18 protein-coding genes are annotated in these 24,034 nt (G+C 45.0%); 15 read left to right on the top strand and 3 right to left on the bottom strand.

Translation table 11 applies throughout. The features are described from left to right. Positions 1-26: 26 nt before the first annotated feature. From SWOO_RS03715 to SWOO_RS03680, 8 genes are all read left to right on the top strand, one after another. The gene (locus SWOO_RS03715) at positions 27-986 is read left to right on the top strand and encodes a hypothetical protein (protein ID WP_012323368.1); all 960 of its coding nucleotides are present in this window, start codon (positions 27-29) and stop codon (positions 984-986) included. A 13-nt stretch (positions 987-999) separates the two neighbouring features. Beyond that, positions 1,000-1,899 carry a DUF350 domain-containing protein gene (locus tag SWOO_RS03710; protein WP_012323367.1) on the top strand — a complete coding sequence of 300 codons (900 nt, stop codon included), beginning with the start codon at positions 1,000-1,002 and terminating at the stop codon, positions 1,897-1,899. Positions 1,900-1,990: 91 nt separating this feature from the next. Next, entirely contained in the window at positions 1,991-3,721 is a 1,731-nt protein-coding gene (locus tag SWOO_RS03705) for a polyamine aminopropyltransferase (protein WP_012323366.1), read from the top strand. A 127-nt stretch (positions 3,722-3,848) separates the two neighbouring features. After that, complete coding sequence (locus SWOO_RS03700; protein ID WP_012323365.1) at positions 3,849-4,262, top strand: YjfI family protein; 414 nt, start codon at positions 3,849-3,851, stop codon at positions 4,260-4,262. Between the two features lie 70 nt (positions 4,263-4,332). Beyond that, the gene (locus tag SWOO_RS03695) at positions 4,333-5,019 is read left to right on the top strand and encodes a PspA/IM30 family protein (RefSeq protein ID WP_012323364.1); all 687 of its coding nucleotides are present in this window, start codon (positions 4,333-4,335) and stop codon (positions 5,017-5,019) included. 119 nt (positions 5,020-5,138) lie between these two features. Next, on the top strand, positions 5,139-5,792 hold the full coding sequence (locus SWOO_RS03690) for a hypothetical protein (RefSeq protein WP_012323363.1): 654 nt from the start codon (positions 5,139-5,141) through the stop codon (positions 5,790-5,792). Between the two features lie 72 nt (positions 5,793-5,864). After that, the gene (locus SWOO_RS03685) at positions 5,865-6,197 is read left to right on the top strand and encodes a hypothetical protein (protein ID WP_012323362.1); all 333 of its coding nucleotides are present in this window, start codon (positions 5,865-5,867) and stop codon (positions 6,195-6,197) included. 46 nt (positions 6,198-6,243) lie between these two features. Continuing rightward, positions 6,244-7,056, top strand: coding sequence for an ion transporter (locus tag SWOO_RS03680; RefSeq protein WP_012323361.1), 813 nt, complete (start codon positions 6,244-6,246; stop codon positions 7,054-7,056). A gap of 36 nt (positions 7,057-7,092) precedes the next feature. On the opposite strand, the gene SWOO_RS03675 is transcribed toward SWOO_RS03680, so the two are convergent. Continuing rightward, on the bottom strand, positions 7,093-8,595 hold the full coding sequence (locus SWOO_RS03675; protein ID WP_012323360.1) for a CYTH domain-containing protein: 1,503 nt from the start codon (positions 8,593-8,595) through the stop codon (positions 7,093-7,095). A gap of 288 nt (positions 8,596-8,883) precedes the next feature. Between SWOO_RS03675 and SWOO_RS03670 the strand changes: the two genes are divergently transcribed. The 6 genes from SWOO_RS03670 to SWOO_RS03645 all read left to right on the top strand — a co-directional run bounded on the left by SWOO_RS03670 (position 8,884) and on the right by SWOO_RS03645 (position 17,504). Further along, entirely contained in the window at positions 8,884-9,564 is a 681-nt protein-coding gene (locus SWOO_RS03670; protein ID WP_012323359.1) for a TIGR00153 family protein, read from the top strand. Between the two features lie 24 nt (positions 9,565-9,588). Continuing rightward, complete coding sequence (locus SWOO_RS03665) at positions 9,589-10,857, top strand: inorganic phosphate transporter (protein WP_012323358.1); 1,269 nt, start codon at positions 9,589-9,591, stop codon at positions 10,855-10,857. A gap of 194 nt (positions 10,858-11,051) precedes the next feature. Next, positions 11,052-11,627 (top strand): TIGR04211 family SH3 domain-containing protein, encoded by a 576-nt coding sequence (locus SWOO_RS03660; protein ID WP_012323357.1) that lies wholly within the window; start codon positions 11,052-11,054, stop codon positions 11,625-11,627. A gap of 308 nt (positions 11,628-11,935) precedes the next feature. Further along, positions 11,936-15,130: a bifunctional proline dehydrogenase/L-glutamate gamma-semialdehyde dehydrogenase PutA gene (putA, locus tag SWOO_RS03655; RefSeq protein ID WP_195742850.1), complete on the top strand. Its 3,195-nt coding sequence runs from the start codon at positions 11,936-11,938 to the stop codon at positions 15,128-15,130. A 144-nt stretch (positions 15,131-15,274) separates the two neighbouring features. Further along, positions 15,275-15,451 carry a MerR family transcriptional regulator gene (locus SWOO_RS03650; RefSeq protein ID WP_012323355.1) on the top strand — a complete coding sequence of 59 codons (177 nt, stop codon included), beginning with the start codon at positions 15,275-15,277 and terminating at the stop codon, positions 15,449-15,451. 94 nt (positions 15,452-15,545) lie between these two features. Continuing rightward, entirely contained in the window at positions 15,546-17,504 is a 1,959-nt protein-coding gene (locus tag SWOO_RS03645; protein WP_229377293.1) for a methyl-accepting chemotaxis protein, read from the top strand. A gap of 59 nt (positions 17,505-17,563) precedes the next feature. Here SWOO_RS03645 and cydC read toward each other — a convergent pair whose 3' ends face one another. Both cydC and cydD read right to left on the bottom strand, forming a co-directional pair. Further along, on the bottom strand, positions 17,564-19,339 hold the full coding sequence (cydC, locus tag SWOO_RS03640) for a heme ABC transporter ATP-binding protein/permease CydC (protein ID WP_012323353.1): 1,776 nt from the start codon (positions 19,337-19,339) through the stop codon (positions 17,564-17,566). After that, positions 19,336-21,159 carry a heme ABC transporter permease/ATP-binding protein CydD gene (gene cydD / locus SWOO_RS03635; RefSeq protein WP_012323352.1) on the bottom strand — a complete coding sequence of 608 codons (1,824 nt, stop codon included), beginning with the start codon at positions 21,157-21,159 and terminating at the stop codon, positions 19,336-19,338. The genes cydC and cydD overlap by 4 nt, the downstream gene beginning before the upstream one ends. A gap of 854 nt (positions 21,160-22,013) precedes the next feature. Between cydD and SWOO_RS03630 the strand changes: the two genes are divergently transcribed. Then, on the top strand, positions 22,014-24,011 hold the full coding sequence (locus SWOO_RS03630) for a PKD domain-containing protein (RefSeq protein ID WP_012323351.1): 1,998 nt from the start codon (positions 22,014-22,016) through the stop codon (positions 24,009-24,011). The last annotated feature ends 23 nt before the right edge of the window (positions 24,012-24,034 follow it).

Below are 24,034 nucleotides of genomic sequence, written 5' to 3'. Positions count from 1 at the left end.
CTCTACCCTATCAAAATGGAGAAAACATGGCAGCGATGCTAATACGTGTTCTCACCCTAACATTGCTAATGACCTTAGTCGGTTGCGGCGATGACAGGCCTGATCAAATTGCTAAATATCAGCAATTAGCAGGCCAGAGAATCGATTCCCTCGGGCAGATGCTCGATAACGGCCAGATTCGTAACGCCACTTTACTTAAACAGTACAGTGGTATTTTAGCGAAACAGCAACCGGATATGGCTCCCCTCTTTAATGAGCTCGCTAAAGACGCGACACAGCAAGGACCCATGTTTACCTCTTTGGTCCGCCGCTATCAAGAGCTTGGTGATGCCAAAAACTTCGTCGATCTCGATCAGCAGCTAGCTGAAGCTGAAAATATCTATCAGGCTGCCGATCCTAGCCTCTTTAACGATATGCTGTCAGATCCTCTTAACGTCGTAGCCGATATGTCTAACGGCGCATTAGCAAGAGTGAACTCAATTAGCCGTGAAGCTGCGGCACTTGCCAACGGTGCGGAAGATTTTGGTGCAGGCAGCCAACTTGTAGGTAATCCAGGTTACGGCAGCTGGCAAACTGGCTCTAATGGTATGTCTTTTTGGGCTTGGTATGGCATGTATTCCATGTTCTCGAATGTGATGCGTGGGCCTATCGGTTACGATCGTTGGTCAAGCCGAAGAAACTATAGCTACTACAATGATGTAGGGCGTTACCGCTACACCTCACCAAAGCAAGCTAGGGCACAGAACAAAACCTTTGAGCGCACCAAGAAACAGTTCAGTTCCCAAGGGAAGAAATTTGACAGCCCCTACGCAAAATCGCGTTCAGGCTCAACAAGTTTGTCCCGTCAAAGCACAAGTACACCTAAGGCTAGCTCAACAGGTAGCAGTAGCAAAAGTGGCAGTAAGTTCCGTTCTAACTACTCTAAGAACAGTAACTTCCGCAATTCTAACAGTCGCACTACTCGCGGTGTACGCCGAGGAAAATAGGTAAGGAACCCACATGACATTATTTCAAGACTTCGGTATCACACAAGATCTGGTTATCATTCTCGCCATTGATCTGACTATAGCGATAATTCTTTTAACCTTTATGCGTTACCTGCAGGGCTGGACAATTAAAGTCGATAGCCGGGTTGAGCTCTCAGAAAAAGATAACTTTGCATTCGGCATAAGCACTGCTGGTGCCATCGCCGGTTTAGGTATTGTGTTAACTGGCGCTATCACTGGCGAAGCAGCCCACTCCTATCTAGTGGAAGCCGTTGGCATGACCGCCTATGGTTTATTTGGCCTTATCTTAATTAAGCTAGGCCGCTATCTTCACGATAAAATAGCCCTAAATGAGTTCAACAAAAGCGAGCTGATCCTCAAAGGAAATATCTCCGTTGCCATCGTTGATGCCAGTGCCGCCATTGCTACCGCGATTATCATACGTTCGGTGCTGTTATGGGCTGAAGATCTTACCTTAGACACCTTTATCGCTATCTTCAGTGCCTTCGCAATCTCTCAGCTGATGTTAGTCCTGCTTACACGTTTTCGTGAGCACCGCTATGCCAAACGTAATCAAAACGCCTCTATGCAAGAAGCCTTAGTGCAAGGTCATAAAGCCGTTGCAATCCGCCACAGCGGGTACATGCTTGCCATGGCATTGAGCTTTAATGCCGCCAGCCACTTCATTATCTATAGCCCCCAAGCCTACCTAGCGAACATCGCTGGCTGGATGGTCTTCTCAGTGATCATGCTTATCGCACTGACACTGCTAATTAAGTTAGTGAAAAAACTGGTCATGGTAAATATTAACCTTGCTGAAGAGGTCGAGAAGCAACACAACATAGGTGTTGCGACCGTTGAGCTTGCACTGAGTGTCGCCATCGCCTTGATCCTCACCAGTTTAATGGCTTAATCAAATAAGATTGAACACCTTGGGCGACTATCCATAATTTGGGGGTAGTCGCCCATTTTACTATCTGCAAATAGCGAAACGTGAGTACTCAGTGAGTGAAGTAACTGAACCAGCACTGGCTGGAAACCCCAAAGAGAGAAAATTAAGTTGGTTTGACGATACGCTGCTACTTGGCATTATGGCGGTTCTGGCTGGGTGTGGCTTAATCTATGAGTATCTACTCTCCCATTATGCAGGGCGCATTCTCGGCGCACTAGAAGCCGCCATCTACACCATGATAGGCTTGATGATCGTCTCCATGGGGATTGGGGCTTTTGCTGCCCGTAAGATTCGCTGCGCCTATACAGGTTTTGCAGTACTTGAGCTCAGTGTCGCCCTGTGTGGATCACTGGCCATCTTGATCACCGCCGCAATTATCGGTTTCGGCCAACAGCTTCCTCTTATCATCGCCAGCACTTTGGGCCTGCCTCCAGATCTTCTACCTGAAGGGGGTTTTATTGGTGTACTGCAAAAGCTCAGTGAGTACCTTCCCTATGTATGGGGCGTAATATTGGGTTTGATGATCGGCATGGAGATCCCTCTCATTGCTCGTGTTCGCCAATCCCTGTGCGATGAGCACCTGATGCACAATGCGGGCACCATATATGGCGCCGACTATGTAGGTGCAGGTATAGGGGCAGCTATCTGGGTCAGCTTTATGCTTGCCATCGATATTCAGTTGGCAGCGGCATTAACCGCTAGCTTTAACTTGCTAGCTGGCTTTATTTTTATCTGGCGTTTCTGGGATCGAATTCGATTCGTAAAAATCTTGCTTGTGGGGCATTTTATCGCCTCAGGTATACTGCTACTACTGGCTTGGCACGGACCCAGCTGGGAGCAAAATTTCAATAACTTGCTCTATAAAGACAATGTTATCTACGCCAAATCGACCCGTTTTCAGCAACTCACGTTCACCGAACGTTTAAGAGGCAGCGGTATCCCTCCTGTTTATTCTCTCTATATTAATGGCCGCCTGCAGTTCTCCAGTGAAGATGAGCATATTTATCACGCCTTTTTGGTTCACCCAACCATGGAAGCCAGCGCTCGTCACAATAAGGTATTGATCATTGGCGGCGGAGACGGACTAGGGCTAAAACAGGTGCTTAAGTGGCAACCTGACTCTGTAACTTTAATGGATCTCGACAAAGATCTGCTGGCGCTTTTCACCTCCCATGAGGCCGATATGCCAGCGCGTTTGAGTGACACATTACTGAGATTAAATGGTGATGCCCTTAACGATCCTAGAGTCAATGTGATTGTCGATGATGCTTTTAATGGGGTGGATAAACTCCTTAGAAAAGGTGAGAAGTTTGATGCCATCATTGTCGATCTGCCTGACCCGAGTCATCCTGATCTAAACAAGCTATATTCAGATCTCTTTTATAAAAAATTAAAGGAACTCTTGAGTGCAGATGGTGCTCTAACCGTACAGTCAACCTCTCCTTACCATGCACCTAAGGCATTTATTTCAATTGGAAAAACCTTAGCACTAGCGGGTTTCGATGTGAATCAATATCATCACAACGTCCCCAGTTTTGGAGAGTGGGGCTGGAGCATCGCCACCGCATCTGGTAAAAATGCTAGAGCAAGGTTGAACGAAATAACCCAACTATCAGTTGAGGATGACTGGTTAACCCCAGGTCTGATAAAAGGGTCTTTTGAGTTCCCAGCCAACTTCTATCAAGAGTTAGAGAATATAGAAGCGAATCGAATTGGCTCCACCCAGTTATACCAGTACCACCAACAAGCTTGGTCTGAGAATCAGGGAGTTACACTATTCTGATCTCACATAGAATGAAGAGTTAAATTAACAGGATTCAGGACGAATCATTTTTCTGAAAAATAGCGCTTGACATATTATGTCGTAGTGCTATCTTTAATCGCAGACATAATATGTCATAAGGACAAATATGAACATTCACACTATTGCCAACCACCTAAATGATCTTTGTGACAAGAGCCATACTGGATTGCAGTTTGACTGCTACCCAATCAATGGCGAGGTCGAGGTATTGCAAGTCAATATCGTTGGACGTGAAGAGATCCCTGTATTCGTATCGGTGACAGAAAACCAAGTTCTCTGCATCAGTTACCTTTGGGGTGAAGATGAAGTTAATCAGGAACGTCGTCTAGAGATGTTTGAGACCATGCTAGAGCTCAACATTCCTATGCCACTGTCATCTTTTGCAAAGATTGATGATAAATATGTGGTTTATGGCGCGCTTTCCGTTCAGTCAGAGATGCAGGAGATAGAACTTGAGCTTTCAGTTCTTTCCGACAACTGTCTGGAAGTCATCGATGAGATGGCCGACTTCTTAAAGTAAGTAAACAATTTACTATCAGAATTTTTAAGTCATGGCTCAACCAGCCGCGACTATCAATAAGGAGCCAATTATGGGCATACTAAACAAGATTATAACTGCTTTCCGTGGTGGTGCTACTGAAGTTGGCCAAAGCATAGTTGACGCTAACTCAACCCGTATCTTCGAACAGGAGATCCGTGATGCAGAGAACCACTTAACTAAAGCTAAGCGTGAGCTAACTGACGTCATGGCAAAAGAGATGCAAGCCAGCCGTGAAGTTGATCGCCTAAAGCGTTCAATCAGCGAACATGAAGGTTATGCAACTCAAGCTCTTGAGAAAGAGAATGAAGCACTAGCAATGGAAGTTGCAGAGAAGATCTCTCAACTAGACCAAGAGCTTGCTGAGCAGCAAAGTGCAAACGCTAACTTTACCGCTCACGCGACTCGTCTTAAAGAGCTCGTGCGTAAAACTGAGCGTCAACTGACCGATTACCAGCGTCAGCTAAGCATGGTTAAGACCACTGAAAGTGTTCAAAAAGCCACTGCTAGCATCACAGACTCTTTTGCAGGCAGCAGCTCAAAGCTATTAAACGCAAAAGATTCGCTGGAGCGTATCAAGGCTCGTCAGCAGCAGTTTGATGACCGCCTTGTTGCCGCAGAGCAACTTGCCGATGAAAACAGTGACAAGTCACTACATGATAAATTGGCTCAGGCTGGTATTGGTGAGCAGAAGTCTAACGCAAACGCGGTACTCGATCGCCTAAAAGCGCGTAAGTAAATATAAAGCTTAAGGATAGAGAGAAGCTTAAGGCTTACCTCTATTGCCAATATACAAGCTAAAGATGAAGCGCTTTTCTTAATTTTTAAGAAAAGCGCTCTTTTTGTAAGGAGTCGATGATGGGATTTTTAAAAGGCCTATTCGGTAAAAAAGAGGAGCCAGCACGTCAGCTCACTCACCCCTCTCAACTGATGAAGGGAGATATGATCTCTCTCGATGACAGTTTTGCCCTGCCGGCTCAACTTCGCGGTCAACAATTAAGGGTCGAGTCCGTCAACACTTATGAGTTTGAGCGCAGTCAAAAAGCGGAGTGGGTACTCAAAGGTCATGGACAGGAGACTATTTTCCTCTCCCTTGATGAAGATGACGAGACCTATCTGGCTTTCTCTATTAAGGTCAACCGTAGTCAAGTTGAACAGATTTTCGATCTGGATCAGTTTAGCGCTATTTTTGAAGAGGATGAGCAAGCCATGCTCACCACTCAACCCTTGCCAAATGAGCTATCCAACGAATTTGAAAACTGGTTAGGCAAAGAGTATCACCAGGTTAATTTTGCCCAGTTTGGTTATTTCCACCGAGCCGATTACCGCGGTAAAAAGCCACCTCAAGATGACAATGGTGCCAGAGGCGATGCTTTTGAGTCCTACTTTCTACTCGATGATGAGGAGAAGTTTGCCATTGACGTTGAGGTCTATGAGGGTGGCGAAACAGATGTCATGTTAACCCTCTACCGCTCTCTTTCTGATATCAGAGACTACTGGCCAGGAAAGTAAACTTTGGTGTTCCTAGAACCTAGGTCCTAGGAACCTCAGTTTCAAGATTAGAGTAATAAAAAGGTAACCGGAATGACTAAACCGAAACATCCTCTACCAGAACAATGGTTACAAAACCAAAAAGCAGCTAAAGCTACACAAGTAGCATTCGATCTTGATGAGCAGTTCCAATATTCGATCCGTAAAGCTGCACTGGATTCAGGTGTTAGTCCCTCAGATCAGATCCGCACCATACTCGGGCTATCAGTCACCAAGCGTCCTAAACGTCCCAGACTCACCGTCTCTCTCAGTCCAGAAGATTATGTACAACTGGCCGAAAAGTATCAGCTATCCCCACAAGACCAACTCGAAATTAAAAAGCGAGTTTTGGATGACTTGATCCACTTTGGAGATGAAAACAAGTAGACTCTAGTTAAAGGTATGATTCTAGATAAAACAAGCGGACGTTAACATGGCAGAAAGAAAAAAATGGTTACCCCAAACAGAAGAGGAGCTGACCCCTTTTCAGCTTGCCATGATGGCGCTTTCACTCCTTTCTGTCATCGTGGTGCTGGTACTGAGCTTTGCAAAGTTAGAACCAGAAACAAAACGCTTACTCACCGCCGTTGACTTCAGCATCTGTATTATCTTCCTCACTTACTTCTTTTATGGCTTAGCCCGAGCCGATGACAAAGTCTATTATATTAAACATAACTGGATAGACTTTGTTGCCAGCATTCCGGTCATTGAACCACTTAGGTTTGCGAGGCTATTTCAGATCTTACGTGTAATACGCCTTATTCGCATGGCACAGTCCTTTATCGTGCCTATGGTTAAACAGCGCAGACAAGCGACCCTAGCCAGCCTACTCGTTGCCATGGTGACCATATTAACCTTCTCATCAGTCTTGATTTTGATCGTAGAGAGTGGCGTCCCTGATGCCAATATACAAACGGCTGAGAACGCCATTTGGTGGGCATTAGTCACCATATCTACCGTGGGATACGGTGATTACTATCCAGTGACCACGGCTGGACATGTAATTGGCGGCATTGTGATCATCTGTGGGGTCAGCTTCTTCGGTGTGATCTCAGGTTACATGGCTTCGCTCTTTATCGCCCCCGATGAGTCGGAAAAGATTGAAGCTCAGAGCAAAGAGATCCGCACTGAACTCCATGATGCTTTAGAGAGAATGGAGGCCAATCAAGGGATGTTGCTCAAGCAGATAGATGAGCTACAACAAGAACTCAAACAGGAGCGAAGTAGCTCTGGTAAATCAAGCTAAACGATAAAGAAGCCCTATCGTTTAGCTTTTAGTTGATTAGCGCCAATAGGGCTCATTTTTTAACGCTGTTCGTCTAGAGTGCTCCATAGCAAACAGCAAGCTATCCTCTTTGTTAGTTAGCCATGGTGAGATATCAATGCCATTTTCTTGGCTAAGCTCCGCTAACTTGCGATAAGCGGCTAATGTCCGGATCCCGAGAACAAGATCTTGCCAGGGTAATCGAAATAGATCCCTCGACTTTGCCGAATAGAGTCCACCATAGGCAACGCCAACAAACACACTCTCATCCAGCGCTCGGGCAAAATCTTGGTAATCAGTACTACTCAAATCCATCTCCGATGGCATCAAGTTCACAATTCTTAACCAAGATGCTTCCTGCATCTTGTCTGCAAATGCCTGTAAAGAGCTCTCACTATCCAGCGTTTGTTGACCTGATTTAAACGCAAACAGAAGCTCAACCAATGATAGTTGCAAACCGCCATAACAGAGATCATCTAACATCTTCCCCACACGCTGAGGAATACTTAGCAGCAAGAGTTGCATCGATACCAGCTCTGTTAATGTTTTAGATTGAGGCAGTTTGGAAATTAATAGGCTCCTCTCTTTTAAGATCTCGACACAGCTCAAACTAGACTCAACAAACTCCAGATGCGCCTCAATGCAGTCAAACTTACTCGTAAGCTCAGCACTAAGCAGCTCAAACTGAGCTAAAGTACAGCGCAGTAGCCTTATGCAGGCTCGCAGGCGATAACAGAGTGTAGGGAGTTGCTTATCCAGCGCCGAGTCAGACTCTAATATCATCGCCTCCAGTAACTGCCAACGCTCAAGGCCTGTGCTCAACAGATCAATCAAGGTTTGTTTAAGATCTTGTTCAGGCTTGAGGGTGATAAACTCCAACACCTCTAAACTAAGGGGGCTTGCCTGCGCAGCTAAGCGGTAGCCTCTTTGTGCTTTACTCGCCTTACCCAGTCTAACAGGCAGAGATTGAGCTACCTGACGGCCAAGTTTTATCAAAGCTTGAGCTTCACCAGCCATCAGCTCAAACTCAAGCTCACAAATGGGTTCAACTCGCTGTTCACCAGCCACATCGACAGCTATCTGCCCAACATCCAGTGCCACCTCAATAAGGCTATTATCGACATAAATATGCCAAGTTCGCCTTGTGAAATCAGTATGAAACAAGCAGGTTAATTTAGATTGCACTGATGAAATTATCGACTTGTCGGGCCATATTTTTTCAGGAAAAAGAGAAAGGATCGGAAAGTTTTGATCGATATCAACATTGAATTCTGGGCGGGAATGGATGCCACCAATAACACTGCCTGCTGTTTTTATCGTCTGTTCTAACGCACCATCACAACCTCTGACTCGTAATCCCATATCCCAACGTCTAAGCTGTAAATCAGGAGTTTCAAAGTAGGCATTCGTGAGGTTTCGACACCATTGCGGCTCAGAATGAGGAAGATTATCGAGTAACTGAATTAACGCTTCTTGTTGTTCTAATTGAAAAAATAATTTTAGTTCTATCTCAGCGTCCATCGGACAATTGCTCGCTCTATTATCTATTGTTAAGCACAATACCAGAGTTGTACCTAATCGATGTAATGAAAGATTCATTAAAAATTAATTAATAATTCATTGAATCCATTTAGTGTAATAATACTGTCACAAACTCACCGTAGGATTGCGGCTTGCAGTTCAGATATAACTCTTTAGAATAAAAACTGTTAGTTTTAATTTAAAAAACACAGTTTCAATACGCGGTCGCTTGGGTTAACATGCGCCCGCTTTTTCCAACAGTGGAATAACCTAAATAGGTACACGGCAATGCCAGTAAACTCTATTTTGGGCGTGTTTGCAAAATCGCCAATCAAGCCTCTACAAGAGCATATAGATAAAGTACACCAATGCGCATCGATTCTAGTGCCATTTTTTGATGCTACCGCTTCAGGTGACTGGAGTGGTGCTGCTGAAATACGACAGCAGATCAATGTCACGGAAAGGGAAGCGGATTCACTAAAACGTGAAATACGTCTCACTCTTCCCGGCGGCCTGTTTATGCCTGTCGAACGAACCGACTTACTGGAGCTACTTACCCAGCAAGATAAGATCGCTAATAAAGCGAAAGACATTTCAGGTCGTATCCTCGGCCGTGAGCTTCTGATCCCAGAAGCAATTCAAGAACCATTTAAAGCGTACTTGCAGCGCTGCTTAGATGCAGTAACTCAAGCAAAACAAGCAATTAACGAACTCGATGATCTGCTAGAAACAGGTTTCCGTGGTCGTGAAGTTGATTTGGTCGCTAAAATGATTGTCGAACTCGATAAAATCGAAGAAGATACGGATGATCTTCAAATCAGTATTCGTCGTCAGCTGTTCGCTATCGAAAACGATTTGAACCCGATCGACGTTATGTTCCTTTATAAGATAATTGAGTGGGTTGGTGATTTAGCAGATCTTGCTGAACGTGTCGGTTCCCGCTTAGAGCTAATGCTAGCTCGCGTCTAACAACAAAGTTATCAAGGTTACAACATGGTTGATGTATTAGTCACCAATGGCCCAATGCTTATTGCAATTGCGGCTGCATTTGGTTTTTTAATGGCATGGGGTATTGGCGCAAACGACGTAGCCAATGCAATGGGAACCTCTGTAGGTTCTAACGCTATTACGATTAAACAAGCGATCATCATCGCGATGATTTTTGAATTTGCTGGCGCATATCTTGCCGGTGGTGAAGTCACCAGTACGATCCGTAAAGGGATCATCGATTCAGCATATTTTGTTGATTCACCAGAACTACTGGTTTACGGCATGATTTCAGCATTATTAGCTGCTGGTATCTGGTTGATTGTCGCCTCAGCACTTGGCTGGCCAGTCTCTACCACTCATTCGATTATCGGTGCTATCGTAGGCTTCGCAGCCGTCGGTGTGGGTACTGAGGCCGTTGAGTGGGGCAAAGTCGGTGGTATTGTTGGCTCTTGGGTTGTCACACCCGCAATATCAGGCTTTATCGCCTTTATGATATTCCAAAGTGTGCAGAAGCTTATCTTCGATACCGATAATCCACTTGAAAATGCTAAGCGTTACGTGCCTTTCTATATGGCGCTAGCTGGTTTTATGATGTCACTTGTGACAATCACTAAAGGCCTTAAGCATATCGGTCTGCACTTCAGTACAGCAGAAGCCTACGGCTTAGCGGCTGTCATTGCGCTTATCGTTGGCTTTATTGGTATTTTCGCTATTAAACGTCTTAAGATGAATCCAGGTGCGGGTCGTCAAAACCAGTTTGATAATGTTGAGAAAGTTTTCGCTATCTTAATGGTTTTAACAGCTTGTTGTATGGCATTCGCACACGGTTCAAACGACGTTGCTAACGCGATTGGTCCACTAGCAGCGGTTGTTTCAGTCGTTCATAGTGGTGGTGAGATCAGCAGTAAAGCGCCGCTTGTTTGGTGGATCCTACCTTTAGGTGCTGTTGGTATCGTTATGGGTCTTGCCATCTTTGGTAAGCGCGTAATGCAAACCATTGGTAAGAACATCACTCACCTGACGCCTAGCCGTGGCTTTGCCGCTGAGCTTGCAGCAGCCTCTACCGTTGTGATTGCATCGGGAACGGGTCTGCCAATCTCAACAACACAGACACTAGTTGGTGCTGTATTAGGTGTAGGTATGGCTCGTGGTATTGCAGCGATTAATATCGGTGTGGTCAGAAACATCGTCGTTTCTTGGGTCGTGACTCTGCCTGCTGGTGCAGGTCTCTCAATCATGTTCTTCTTCATGATTAAGGGAATCTTCAACTAAGCCAGCGCTTACGTTGATGAGATAATAATTAAAAGGGAAGCGATGGTTTCCCTTTTTTGTTTACTTTCAATAAGCATAATCCTCCCCTTCTCAAACCACCGACAAAACAATTACGACGACTCTTGTTAGTAACTCTTGCAAAAAGCCGAGCAAATCCCTAGCATGTGGCTATATTTTTTTAACGAGTATTTATAGTGTTAAGAATCCTTGCTCTAGTGGGACTGATGTTACTCTCCCCAAGCCTTTTGGCTGCAGGCCAAACCCGTTATATCTCAGATGAAGTTTACCTCTTTCTACATGGTGGTCCCGGTACGCAGTTCCGTATCTTAGGCAGTGTCGAAGCAGGGCAAGAGATCACAGTATTAGGTGAGAAGCAGGGAAACTACTCTAAAATCATCGATCACAAAGGCCGTGAAGGTTGGGTTGAGACTAAGATGATCAGTGCTCAAAAAAGCTTACGAGTTCAGTTACCAGAAGTACAAGCAGAACTCACCAAAACGAAAGCTGAGCTAGAACAGGTCGTCAACTCCAGTGACAGCAATGTGCAAGAGCTTCGTCAAGTTAAGGCACAGCTCGCTCGTGCAGAGGAATCACTCGAGCAAGCCAGTACTGAGCGCGACAGAGCGACTCGCGAGCTGGCCAACATACAGAAAAATGAGCGTTTTCAGATGTGGCAAGAGGGTGGCATCATTGCCGCAGCCGGTTTGCTTATGGGCATCATCTTAGTCTACCTACCTAGACCAAGACGCAAAAAGAGAAGTAACTGGTAAACAGCAAGTAACCTCCTAAATAACACAACAAAAAGCCAGCATTTAAAATGCTGGCTTTTTGTTTCTAAATTAGCAAAGCCCTATAGAGCGTGACTTTGCACGCCATTGCCCACTACAAGATCAAACAAAGATCACACCAACGCACACAAGAGTGTCCCTCGTCACATTTTGATGATATTATCCCGCGGAAAGATGCCAGATTGTATACAAAAATTACATGCATCTTATATACCCTTAATTGGCCTCTCATTTTAAAAGAGCAATGATTAAGGTACTTGTTCAAGCAAACTGTCCCTTTTATGGTTCAGATGGAAGTGATAACTATGTTCAAAGCGAGTGAAGTTCTGATGGGTCACTATGACTCAACAAGCCTCGATGAGCTTTTTAAAGCCATCACCAATAACTATATTGTCGATGAAGAGCAGTATCTTTCTGAACTCATCAAACTTGTACCATCAAGTGATGAGGAGATTAAGCGCGTCACTGATCGCGCCCACGATATGGTTAAAAAGGTGCGTCAATACGATAAAAAAGGCCTGATGGTCGGTATTGATGCCTTCTTGCAACAATATAGCTTAGAGACGCAGGAGGGTATTATCCTGATGTGTCTTGCAGAAGCACTCCTACGTATTCCAGACTCGGCCACCGCCGATGCACTGATAGAAGACAAACTATCTGGTGCGAAATGGGACGCTCATATCAGCAAGAGTGATTCACTTTTGGTTAACGCATCGACTTGGGGGCTAATGCTCACAGGAAAGATCGTTAAACTCGATCACAATGTTGACGGTAAGCCAAGCAGCTTGCTCAACAAACTTGTTAATCGCATGGGCGAACCTGTTATCCGCCAAGCAATGCTTGCGGCGATGAAGATAATGGGTAAGCAGTTTGTACTCGGACGCACAGTTAAAGAGGCACTTAAAAACAGTGTCGATAAGCGAAAGCTTGGCTATACCCACAGCTATGACATGCTGGGTGAAGCAGCACTGACGAAAAAAGACGCCGAGCAGTATTTTAAAGATTACTCTAGCGCTATCGCCTCATTAGGTGAGCAGAGCTATGATGAGTCTGAAGCCCCTCGTCCAACGATCTCAATTAAGCTCTCAGCGCTTCACCCACGTTATGAAGTCGCCAATGAGGATAGAACGTTAACTGAGCTATACGACACGCTAGTTAAACTGATCCAGCAGGCCCGTAGTGTCAATGTTGGGATCTCTATCGACGCTGAAGAGATGGATAGACTTGAGCTATCTCTAAAGCTGTTCCAGAAGCTATATAACTCACAAGCAGCAAAAGGCTGGGGTGTGCTTGGCATTGTTGTTCAGGCATACTCAAAACGTGCGCTGCCAGTGCTGTGTTGGTTAACTCGCCTATCTAAAGATCAAGGCGATGAGATCCCAGTACGCCTAGTTAAAGGCGCCTATTGGGACAGCGAGCTTAAGTGGGGACAGGAAAACGGCGAAGGTGGTTACCCACTTTTCACTCGTAAAGCCAGCACTGATCTCTCCTACTTAGCCTGCGCCCGATATCTACTGAGCGATGCAACACGTGGTGCCATCTATCCACAGTTTGCCAGCCACAACGCGCAAACCGTGGCATCAATCACGCATATGGCAGGTGATAGAAACTATGAGTTCCAACGTCTACATGGAATGGGTGAAGAGCTCTACGATACCCTGCTTGCTGAGGGTGGTGTAAAGGCAGTACGCATCTATGCTCCGGTGGGTGCCCATAAAGATCTGCTTCCCTATTTGGTTCGTCGCCTGCTTGAAAACGGAGCAAACACCTCCTTCGTTCATAAGTTAGTAGACCCTAAAACCCCTATTGAATCACTAGTGATCCACCCACTGGTCACGCTACAAAAATACAAAACCCTGGCTAACAATAAAATCGTATTGCCTGCCGATATCTTCGGTGAAGAGCGTCAAAATTCCAAGGGACTCAACATGAACATCATCTCAGAATCTGAGCCATTCTTCGCTGCACTAGATAAGTTTAAAGACACCAACTGGAGCGCAGGCCCACTGGTTAATGGTGAGCTATTAACTGGTGAAACACATGAAGTCGTTAGCCCGTTCGACACCAGCAAAGTCGTAGGTAAGTTAGCCTTTGCTAACAACCAAGCGATCGAGCAAGCACTCTCTGGCGCCGATGGCGCTTTTAGCAGCTGGTGTAACACCCCTGTAGAAACCCGAGCTAATGCACTGCAAAAACTTGCCGACCTGCTTGAAGAGAACCGTGAGGAGCTTATCGCCCTTTGTACTCGAGAGGCGGGTAAGAGCATTCAAGACGGCATTGATGAAGTTCGTGAAGCGGTTGATTTTTGTCGCTACTACGCCGTACAAGCGAAGAAGATGATGGCGCAACCTGAGCTGCTTCCAGGTCCAACAGGCGAGCTCAATGAGCTATTCCTCCAAGGCCGAGGTATCTTTGTTTGTATCAGCCCATGGAACTTCCCATTGGCTATCTTTATCGGTCAAGTCGCTGCCGCCCTTGCAGCGGGTAACACTGTTGTTGCTAAGCCTGCTGAGCAGACCTCTATTGTCGGTTTCCGAGCGGTGCAGCTTGCTCATCAAGCTGGTATCCCTAAAGAGGTGTTACAGTTCCTTCCAGGCACTGGTGCGACTGTTGGGGCAGCCATCACCTCTGATGAGCGTATCGGCGGTGTCTGTTTCACTGGCTCCACTGGTACGGCTAAGCTAATTAACCGCACTTTGGCAAATCGTGAAGGGGCTATTATTCCACTTATCGCAGAGACAGGTGGTCAAAATGCGATGGTGGTTGACTCAACATCACAACCAGAGCAAGTGGTTAACGATGTGGTCTCCTCATCATTCACCAGTGCAGGACAGCGCTGCTCAGCACTTCGTGTCCTCTTCCTACAGGAAGATATTGCCGACCGTGTGCTTGATGTAATGCAAGGCGCAATGGAGGAGCTGACAATAGGTGACCCAAGCTTTGTTAAAACAGACGTAGGGCCAGTTATCGATGCAACTGCTCAGGCTAACCTCAATGCCCATATCGACCATATCAAGCAGGTGGGTACTTTGCTGAAACAGCTAGAGCTACCAGCAGGTACAGAGAAGGGGCACTTCGTTGCGCCGACTGCGGTAGAGATAGACTCTATCAAGGTGCTTGAGAAGGAGCACTTCGGTCCAATCCTACATGTCATTCGCTACAAGGCAGCCGATCTTAATAAGGTGATCGATGAGATCAACTCAACAGGATTTGGTCTGACATTAGGGATCCACAGCCGTAACGAAGGCCACGCCCTTAAAGTTGCTGGTAAAGTTAATGTAGGTAATGTCTACATTAACCGTAATCAGATTGGCGCAGTGGTTGGCGTACAGCCATTTGGCGGACAGGGACTCTCAGGTACAGGCCCTAAAGCGGGTGGTCCTCACTACCTGACTCGTTTCGTGACAGAGAAGACTCGCACCAATAACATCACCGCGATTGGCGGTAATGCAACTCTACTCTCTCTAGGTGATAGCGACGAGTAAGCCCTTTGCTGATACAAAAATAAAAACCAGACCTATGTGTCTGGTTTTTTTATGGACAATTTCCTTTTATCAAGGCAACAATGGCTATACTTGAACTATCTTTAAATTCCGTTACAAATTGACGGCTTTTCATAGGAGAACAAAATGAGTGATGAGATCTTGGGGCTAGATCAGGTCTGCGAAATATTAGGTAAGCCAGAAGCAACCATCAAACGTTACGCACGTGAAAGTCTACTGACCAATATAGGTGACGAAGATGAATTCAAATTCAATAAAGAGGAGGTCATGCGCTATCTCGACTTTGCTAAACGTTTAGGTTGATCACAAATATGGGGAAGACACTCTTCCCCCTCCCAAACAAATAGAAGAACCATAAAATATATACTGTATAATCGGCACGTCAGCATGAGCCATCATGTTGTTAGACAACATCTTACCCACTGACAAAATCATACCTACTATCGCTATTATTTATCCGGCAGTGAAGATAATGACCTTAACGATCAAACGTAAAATGCAGATAGCAGTGCTGGCGATCTGTGCAACCATCAGCATTGTTCAATCATATATATCTATAACTCAACTTGAGAGGGAAACATCCAGTTCTATCAGTGATAGTATTCACCAAACCAGCCAAACAACCAGCCAATACATTACTGAGTGGCTTAAAACCCGCAAAAAGATACTATTAACCAATGAAAGATTAATCTCCCATAGCTCAGATGTTGAACGCGAGATGCTGTTCACTCTAAGAGCCGGTGATTTTATGTCGGTATACGCAGGACTTGCCGATGGAACAGTTATCTTCGGGAACAAAGAGGAAGTTTGGCCTGACAACTACGATCCTAGAAATAGAAATTGGTACCTTAAAGCAAAAAGTAGCAGTGAGATAATAGTCACTGAACCCTACGCTGACTTTGATGGCAGCACAGTCATAACCTTAGCTAAGGCTTTTTCTGGCCAGCTAAATGGCGTTCTCGCAGCTGATTTAACGGTCGATCATATTGCAAGACGTGTCAAAGATCTTGAGATCCCAAACAATGGTTTCGCATTTTTACTTGATGAGAATCATAAAATATTAGCTTACTCTGACGAATCAAAACTACACCAAGCAGCTGATAGAATCGATCCTTACCTAACCTCCTCCACCATACAGAAGATGCGTGATAGTAATACGCTGGAAACCGCTAACTGGGGCTATGATAAACAGGAAAAACTACTGCAACTGACCCCAATTCAAGGAACAGGCTGGACCTTAGGGGTTATCGAAGATAAGGGGATAGCATTTGCCCCAGTTAAGCAGGAGATCAACAAGATCTTGCTAGCAGACAGCTTACTTTTCACCCTAATCTTTATCCTAGCAAGTTTGGCAATTAACCGCCTTTTTGCTCCATTAAATATGCTCTCTAAAGCAGTAAAATCTCTCTCTGAAGGCAATGGAGATCTGACTCGTAGATTTGAAGTAAAACAGCAAGATGAGATAGGTCTATTATCTGGCTATATGAATGATTTCCTAGAGAATCTTCAAACCATAATGACCTCGCTCACCACTGATGTTCAAGGGCTAAGTCAACAGATAGACCGTTCACTCATTTTAGCGAATCAAGCCAGTGAAGGGGTCAGTCACCAACATCAGGATGTGGCTCAAATTGCCACAGCTATTCACGAGATGTCGGCGGCGGCAAATGAGGTAGCCAATCATGCGGAAGTAACCGCAAGTGCAGCTCAAGCATCAGCCCAATCCTGTCAACAGGGACAAGCTATAATCTCAAAAAGCAATGACTCCATTGCCCAGCTCTCCACTCAACTGAGCTCAACCACAAAAGTCGTCAACCAACTTGAGAGTAACTCGGCTGAGATCAACCAGATCATCTCAACAATTCAAGGGATTGCTGAACAGACCAATTTATTGGCACTCAATGCCGCAATTGAAGCAGCACGTGCCGGAGAGCAGGGACGAGGATTTGCTGTTGTTGCTGATGAAGTTAGGGTATTAAGCCAAAGAACGCACGATTCAACTGAGGAGATACGCCAGATGATCTCCAGCTTGCAGGAAAACAGCCAACAAGTAGTTCAAAGTATGATGACCAGTACCGAGCTTGCCAATGAGAGTGTTTTGTTTGCCGATAAAGCTCAAAGCAGTTTAGGGTTGATCACCAACTCAATATCTGAGATATCTGACATGGCAACCCAGATAGCCAGTGCCGTTGAGGAGCAAAGAGCTGTATCTGAAGAGATAAGCAAAAACACTCAAGCGATCAACGATGTATCAAACTCATTGGCACAACAAACCCAAGAGGTAAGTGATAGTGCAGATACAATGCAACTGATCTCAGCAAACATAAGCAAGCAAATAACTCAGTTTAAAATTTGATAAGAAGCATTAAGGCTACCTAAACTAAACCGAGTCTAGGTAGCCTATTAGCTAAAGCCTTAAACCAGCTGGCGGTATAGACTCTTATAATATGGGCTATCTTGAAGTAACTGATCATGCTCGCCATGGGCTAACACTCCCCCCTCCTCCATCAAATAGATACAGTCCATCTGCTCCATCGCCGTTAATCTGTGGCTGATCATCACTACCGTTTTATCTTTAGCAAATTCAAACAGAAGGGCTAATATTTCACGCTCGGTGCGTTTATCTAAACCTTCAGTCGGCTCATCGAGTAATAAAATAGGTGCATCACGTAACAGGGCTCTGGCCACACCGATCCGTCGCTGCTCACCACCGGATAACTGTCTACCCCCTTCACCAATCCAAGCATCAAGCGGTGCCTCTCCTTGGGTGAGCGAACTTAGGCCTACTCTGTTTAACACCTCAATCAATATCGCATCATTCGCCGCTTGCGCCTCGCGTCTCAAGGCTCTTGTGGCTAAAGGTTCAACCTCAGCTTGGGCCAAAATGAGATTACTTCTCAAGGTGCCTGCAAACAGATAGATGCGCTGACTCACTAAGGTTATCCCCTCTCTGAGTGACGACTCGCTGTAACGGTCTAACCGCTCACCATCGATACTGATCTCCCCCTCTTGAGCCTCCCACTCACGCGCTATCAAAGAGAGCAGGCTCGACTTACCACAGCCAGTTTGACCTAACAAAGCCACCTTTTCACCGGCTTTAATACAGAGGCTTAATCGGCTCAGCACCTGATGCTCGCCATCATAGCTAAAGGAGAGATCGGAGAGCTTAAGTTCACCTTGCGTGATCTTAAGCTCGCTATCAGTGTTAAAACTGATCCCTGGCTCTTGATCCAAAAGCTCATTTACTCGCGTCGCAGCAGAGACACAAGAGGAGAGGTGCTGGAATGCACCAGCTATCGGCATCAACATCTCAATACAGGCCATGGTCATAAATACCATAGTGGCCAGAATAGGCCCAGGTGGAACATGTTCACCTACACCCGCTGTAGCCACATAAAATACCAACACCACAGCAACGCCATGACACAACACCAACATGGCTTGACTTAAAGCCGTCACACTGGCCATCGCAGATTGATTACTAAATAGCGCCTGCTCTGATGCCGCTAACTCGGCTCTAAATCTATCGGTTGCGCCAAATAGGCTGATCTCCGCCTGCCCCTGAATAAACTCAAGTAACAACACCCGTAATTGACGTTTATTCTCAAGCAGTTCAACACCTGGTCTTCGGCCTAAATGGTAAAAAACCAGTGGCAGTAGCCCCCATACGGCCAGTAAGGTGCCGCTCAAAATAAGCGCTAAATCGGTATCGAACCAGGCCACAAAAAAGTAGAGCACCACAAGCATGATCAATGACGCCGCCATTGGCGTGATTAACCTCAGATAGAGATGATCTAAAGTATCAATATCTGCGACTAAGCGATTTAGCAGATCTCCCTGTCTCAATCCCTGTAAGTTTTCAGCGCTTAAGGGCAGCAACTTACGCCACGCCCAGCTTCTCAACTGAGTTAGCAGCTTAAACGTCGCCTCATGGGTAGCTAATCGTTCACCATAACGACTCGCCGTGCGCGCAATAGAGAGAAACCGCACGCCACCTGCGGGGGTAAAATAGTTAAACATCATGGCAGTGGCAGCCGATAGGCCCGCCACCGCAGCGGCCGAGAGAAACCAGCCTGAAAGCGACAATAAACCTATGCCCGCCATCAAGGTCACAACACTGAGAAGCAGGCCAGTAAACATCATCAACCACTGGTGCTTGAATAGCTTTAAAAAAGGAAACAACACCTTCATGAGCTTGCTCCCTCTACACTTGAGGCTTGATTCACCGCCTCTTGCTGCATCTGCTTAAATACTCCATTAGCCTGACTCAACTGTGCAAAACTGCCCTGCTCAGCAATCAGTCCTCTGTCGAGCACTAAAATAGTGTCCATCCTATCCAACTGATCTAACCTGTGGGTCACCATCAAAGAAGTTGAGTTAATCATCACCTCTGTGAGCGCCTCTTGTACTGCTTGTTCACTGTGACTATCTAAGCTGGCAGTTGGCTCATCAAGCAGATACAGATGTGCATTTTGTCCCAGAGCACGAGCAAGCGCAATTCGCTGTGCTTGGCCTACTGAGAGGCCTGCAGCCTGCTCACCTATTTGGTAATCGAGTCCATCGGCCTGCTGTTCAACGAAATCCAGCACCTTAGCCTGAGCCAGATTTTTCCTCACCAACTCATCACTCATTTGTGGATTAGCCATCGCCACATTATCGCGAATAGTCCCGTGAAACAGTTGTGGATCTTGACCAAGCCATGCCAGCTGCTTCCTCCATAACCCCTTGTCCAGTTCACGTAACTCAACGCCGTTGACCTTAAGTGAGCCTTCATAGGGGAGAAAACCCAGCAATACATTGAGTAAACTGGTTTTTCCCGCACCACTTGGACCAACAATAGCCAGATGCTCACCCGCTTTTAACCTAAAACTTATCGGCCCCAGCAGAGGCGCACCATCTAAGCTACTCACCCTTAGCTCACAGGCTTCTAGACTTAACCCTAACGAGAGATCCCCAAGAGCGGACTCACTGCATCTATCGCTAGCGTCTTCCCCTTCGCCATCACCCATATCCTTATGTTCATAGTTAAGCAGTGCCATCAACTCTTCAGCAGCCCCTATCGCTTGGGCCTTTGCATGATAGTGGGTTCCCATATCACGCAGAGGTTGATAAAACTCTGGAGCCAAAATAAGCACAAACAGGCCAGTAAACAGGGTCAAGCCAGCTCCATAATCACCAAAATTAAGATGATCTAGATAACTAAAACCAAAATAGACTGCCAGAACTGCTATAGAGACAGCGGCAAAGAACTCAAGCACAGCAGAGCTTAAAAACGCCATTCGCAGAACAGACATAGTGCGCTCTCTAAACTCTTCCGATGCAGACTCTATCTCCTTGGCCTCAGCATTACCGCGATTGAACAGCTTTAGGGTACTAAGGCCTTTAAGCCTGTCCATAAAGTGGCCGCTTAACTGCGCCAGCGCACCAAAGTTTTTACGGTTGGCATCGGCCGCCCCCATGCCAACCAAGATCATAAACATAGGAATAAGCGGCGCAGTGGCAAATAAGATCACACCAGCGGCCCAGTTAATCGGGAACACAACCACAAGAATAGTGAGAGGAATAAAGCCAGCCAGTAAGACCTGTGGCAAATAACGGGCATAAAAATCATGAAGATCTTCCACTTGCTCCAACACGATACTCGCCCAGCTACCCACTGGTTTGCCTTTGACAAAAGCAGGTCCTAGCTCATTAAGCTTATCGAGTACCATGGAGCGAATATGAGTTCTTAACCGCTTTCCTGCTTCAAAACTGGCTCGCTCTCTAGCAAAAGCCAGCAAAGCTCTCACAAAAATCAAACCTAGCAGAGCATAAAACTCATGGCTGAACTGCTCTCTTGGCAGCTCTAGAATAATCACCCCATGTAAAATAGTGGCGATAAAGTAGGCCTGAACAACCAATGAAAGCCCAGTTAACAAACCAAACAGAACAGTTAAATTTAGGTAGAAACCACAGGCACCTTTCTGCTGTTTTAGCCAAGATGTCAGCACTTTCTCTAGCGATTTTTCCATGCAGTTCCTGCAAGCGTGAAAGCCGTTTTTTCAATATCGGCTTAAGGGAAATGGGAGATAGCTCCAAGTATCGCAGGCCAAGCTTAAGGAATAAACTAGCATGCTTGTAAATGTTAAGAGATTCACAAAAATTGAGCTAGATCAATAAAAATCCCCCTTTAGATAAACCTTAAGGGATTTTTATGGTCATAGCTTCGCTATGTTTCTACGACTAGAAATAGGAGGTGACAAACGGGCATCTACCACCAAGCACTATCGACCATATTTAGTATGCTGCAAAGGATGATTTATCAGGTAATCTCAGATATAACCAAGATATAGAACATTGATCTAACTGGAACTGAGAAGTTCATCTATGTGCAATAAACGATTTTACAAACCCGTTATTAATTACGAACTCCCCTTTTGCACTTCAACCCTATTGTACTAGTAATTAAATACAATACTTTTCCACCTTATTAATTACAGTTCTTTCGTACTATGTTCTCGGCATGGAATATATGTAGGTTATAAACGTGCGTTAAATTTAAAATCCAAACGTATGTATTTATCAACGTATTCTAACTATAAAAAACATATAGGGATACGTCATTTTTCAAATGTGCAGCTATTAGAGATACTTTAGGCACTTATGGTTAAATACATTCCAAAACCTTGATATAGAACCTTTTATAATTAATAGGTTAGGCAATGGTTAGTCTCGTTGATTTATATATAGAAGTTTGTTTTTTCATTGAGAAGTACTCGTGGAACAAAATCTATTAATTAAGATTAGTTCCACGCTGGTTATAGAGAAATAGACTTATCTGGGTTAAATATTTTTTGTTAAATCCAACCAAGGATGAACTTTTAATATGAATATACAAATAAACTTAAAAAAGATATTTAGGAAAATTACCCTAGTAGGACTTGTGGTTACTTCGCCAATAAGTCTCGCCAATACAAGTGCAGCAGACTTATATGGTCCGGCAAAAGGCAGTGATGTTGAGACAGTTGTCCTAATGTCAGGTACTGACTATGAGCTAAAACAGATCAGCTATACGGATGAAAACGGGGCACCACAGCAATCTGATTTCTACTTTTTGTACTCGTCTCGAGGTGCAAATGAAGCTTACCTTTATGCTGGCTTGCCGATAAGTGAACGGGATGAAATTGTTGATGAATTTGATCGTACCCCAGTTCCTTGTATTAAAGCCGCTGAACCTTGTATGCCAGAACTTCAAGCCGTTGATGATGAGTTCGATGTGATCGTTTTAGACAAAGATGCAGCAAGCGTCACCTCTCTCAGCGATATGAATGCTCTAGTAGCAAAACGTGGTTGGCAAGATATTCAGCAAGAGCAATATGACTTATTAAATATTAAGGGAATAAATACTGGAGATGATAAGTTCGAGGCAAAAGGATGTTTTGGCTGGACTCACAGAAGTAAAAACTGGTCTAAATCATTTAATGAGACATTCAACAAATCCAAACGTTTCGGTAGCGGTAATGCTTTTGTGGACGTTGAGATTAACGCAACCACTTCGGGAAACGGTAAGGCTACTCTAGAGTACAAATATAAGAGAAGTTTTTGTATTCCCTATAAAATTCGCATGAAGAAGCTTAATGCTAGAGCTGATTATGCTGTTACCGGAGACATCAATCTACACGGTGAAGCAACACATACCTTTACCGGTTATACCTGGAATATTGCAGAACCAAATATAGCCAATGGATGGTTTATGATTGGTATTGTTCCAGTTCAATACGATGTTAAATTACCCATTAGGGCAGGAACAGGCGACCTAACACTCAGTGCCAGCGGAGATGTAGGGTTAGAGAAAGTACTTGATATTACAGGTCATTATGAGTATGCCTGTGACAAGAACAACTGCGCCAGAGTATCAAGCTCATTCAATGATAATGGCACATTAAGTATGGATAATATCCAATATCAATTAATGGCATCAGCAAGCATTGAACCTTGGGCTGAAGTAGCGATTAAAGGACGTATATATTGGGGACTGATTTGGGCGAAGGTGGGTATCAAACCTTCTCTACCAATTAAACTTTCTGGCTACTACGGTAATATGTGTGGAAATGGTGACAACATAGGCGGTAATGAAACCGTTGCTGCTGGTGTGCTGGATATTGATTTCCGCGCAGGTGTCGTTGCACAGGTTAAATATTTCAATGAACAATATTGGCAGATTTACCGTACAGATATCTATTTTGCAGATTTGGTCAATCCATACAGTTCAGCATTTTCACCTATCATTCGACCATCAGTGTCCAACAGCTCAGTCACCATGCCCGTGAGCCTAAGATCTTGTGTTAAGTCTGCTGATACAGGCTACCAAGATTTCACCGTCTATTGGGGTGATGGCAGCACATCAGGCATTAGCAATTTAGCAAGCAGCAGAACACTGAACCATAATTATGCCAGTGCAGGTACCTATCAAATATCTGTCAGGCACAGTAATGGTGCGAGCACCAATCGAAGTGTAACAGTGACAGGAACAACATCAGTGCCAGTAGTGAGCTCTTTCACTGCTTTTGCTGAATGCTTCAGCGGTGGCCAGATGCCAATCGCTCCACAAGGAGAAGATTTAGATCTGAAACGAATTCCAGAGGATGGAATGTGGCTCTCTGGTACGGTTACCGCAACCAACTCACCAACCCAGTATGAGGTTTATATGGGAAGCTCCTTGATCTACTCAGGCTCAAATGCAAACTTCTTCAAATCTTTTAACTACAGCCCTAGCTATATTAGCCTTAAAGCCAGAGCCAAAAACAACATAGGTTGGAGCCCATTTAGATCAATTAGTATTAGATGCGAACAATACCTTAATGGAGATAGCAACAAGATATAAACTTATTGTTGATATAAGTGTGT

This window comes from Shewanella woodyi ATCC 51908 (assembly GCF_000019525.1).
Lineage (GTDB): Bacteria > Pseudomonadota > Gammaproteobacteria > Enterobacterales > Shewanellaceae > Shewanella > Shewanella woodyi.
Note: the sequence above shows the minus strand (reverse complement) of the source record. Positions and strands in the feature narration are given on the sequence as shown.

Bases quoted from the DNA above. Each gene is read 5' to 3' on its own strand.
- cydD (WP_012323352.1), bottom strand. From the start codon at position 21,159: ATGGAAAAATCGCTAGAGAAAGTGCTGACATCTTGGCTAAAACAGCAG.
- SWOO_RS03675 (WP_012323360.1), bottom strand. From the start codon at position 8,595: ATGGACGCTGAGATAGAACTAAAATTATTTTTTCAATTAGAACAACAA.
- putA (WP_195742850.1), top strand. From the start codon at position 11,936: ATGGAAGTGATAACTATGTTCAAAGCGAGTGAAGTTCTGATGGGTCAC.
- SWOO_RS03700 (WP_012323365.1), top strand. From the start codon at position 3,849: ATGAACATTCACACTATTGCCAACCACCTAAATGATCTTTGTGACAAG.
- SWOO_RS03695 (WP_012323364.1), top strand. From the start codon at position 4,333: ATGGGCATACTAAACAAGATTATAACTGCTTTCCGTGGTGGTGCTACT.
- SWOO_RS03690 (WP_012323363.1), top strand. From the start codon at position 5,139: ATGGGATTTTTAAAAGGCCTATTCGGTAAAAAAGAGGAGCCAGCACGT.
- SWOO_RS03645 (WP_229377293.1), top strand. From the start codon at position 15,546: ATGTTGTTAGACAACATCTTACCCACTGACAAAATCATACCTACTATC.
- SWOO_RS03670 (WP_012323359.1), top strand. From the start codon at position 8,884: ATGCCAGTAAACTCTATTTTGGGCGTGTTTGCAAAATCGCCAATCAAG.
- SWOO_RS03715 (WP_012323368.1), top strand. From the start codon at position 27: ATGGCAGCGATGCTAATACGTGTTCTCACCCTAACATTGCTAATGACC.
- SWOO_RS03710 (WP_012323367.1), top strand. From the start codon at position 1,000: ATGACATTATTTCAAGACTTCGGTATCACACAAGATCTGGTTATCATT.
- SWOO_RS03650 (WP_012323355.1), top strand. From the start codon at position 15,275: ATGAGTGATGAGATCTTGGGGCTAGATCAGGTCTGCGAAATATTAGGT.
- SWOO_RS03680 (WP_012323361.1), top strand. From the start codon at position 6,244: ATGGCAGAAAGAAAAAAATGGTTACCCCAAACAGAAGAGGAGCTGACC.
- SWOO_RS03630 (WP_012323351.1), top strand. From the start codon at position 22,014: ATGAATATACAAATAAACTTAAAAAAGATATTTAGGAAAATTACCCTA.
- SWOO_RS03685 (WP_012323362.1), top strand. From the start codon at position 5,865: ATGACTAAACCGAAACATCCTCTACCAGAACAATGGTTACAAAACCAA.
- SWOO_RS03665 (WP_012323358.1), top strand. From the start codon at position 9,589: ATGGTTGATGTATTAGTCACCAATGGCCCAATGCTTATTGCAATTGCG.
- cydC (WP_012323353.1), bottom strand. From the start codon at position 19,339: ATGAAGGTGTTGTTTCCTTTTTTAAAGCTATTCAAGCACCAGTGGTTG.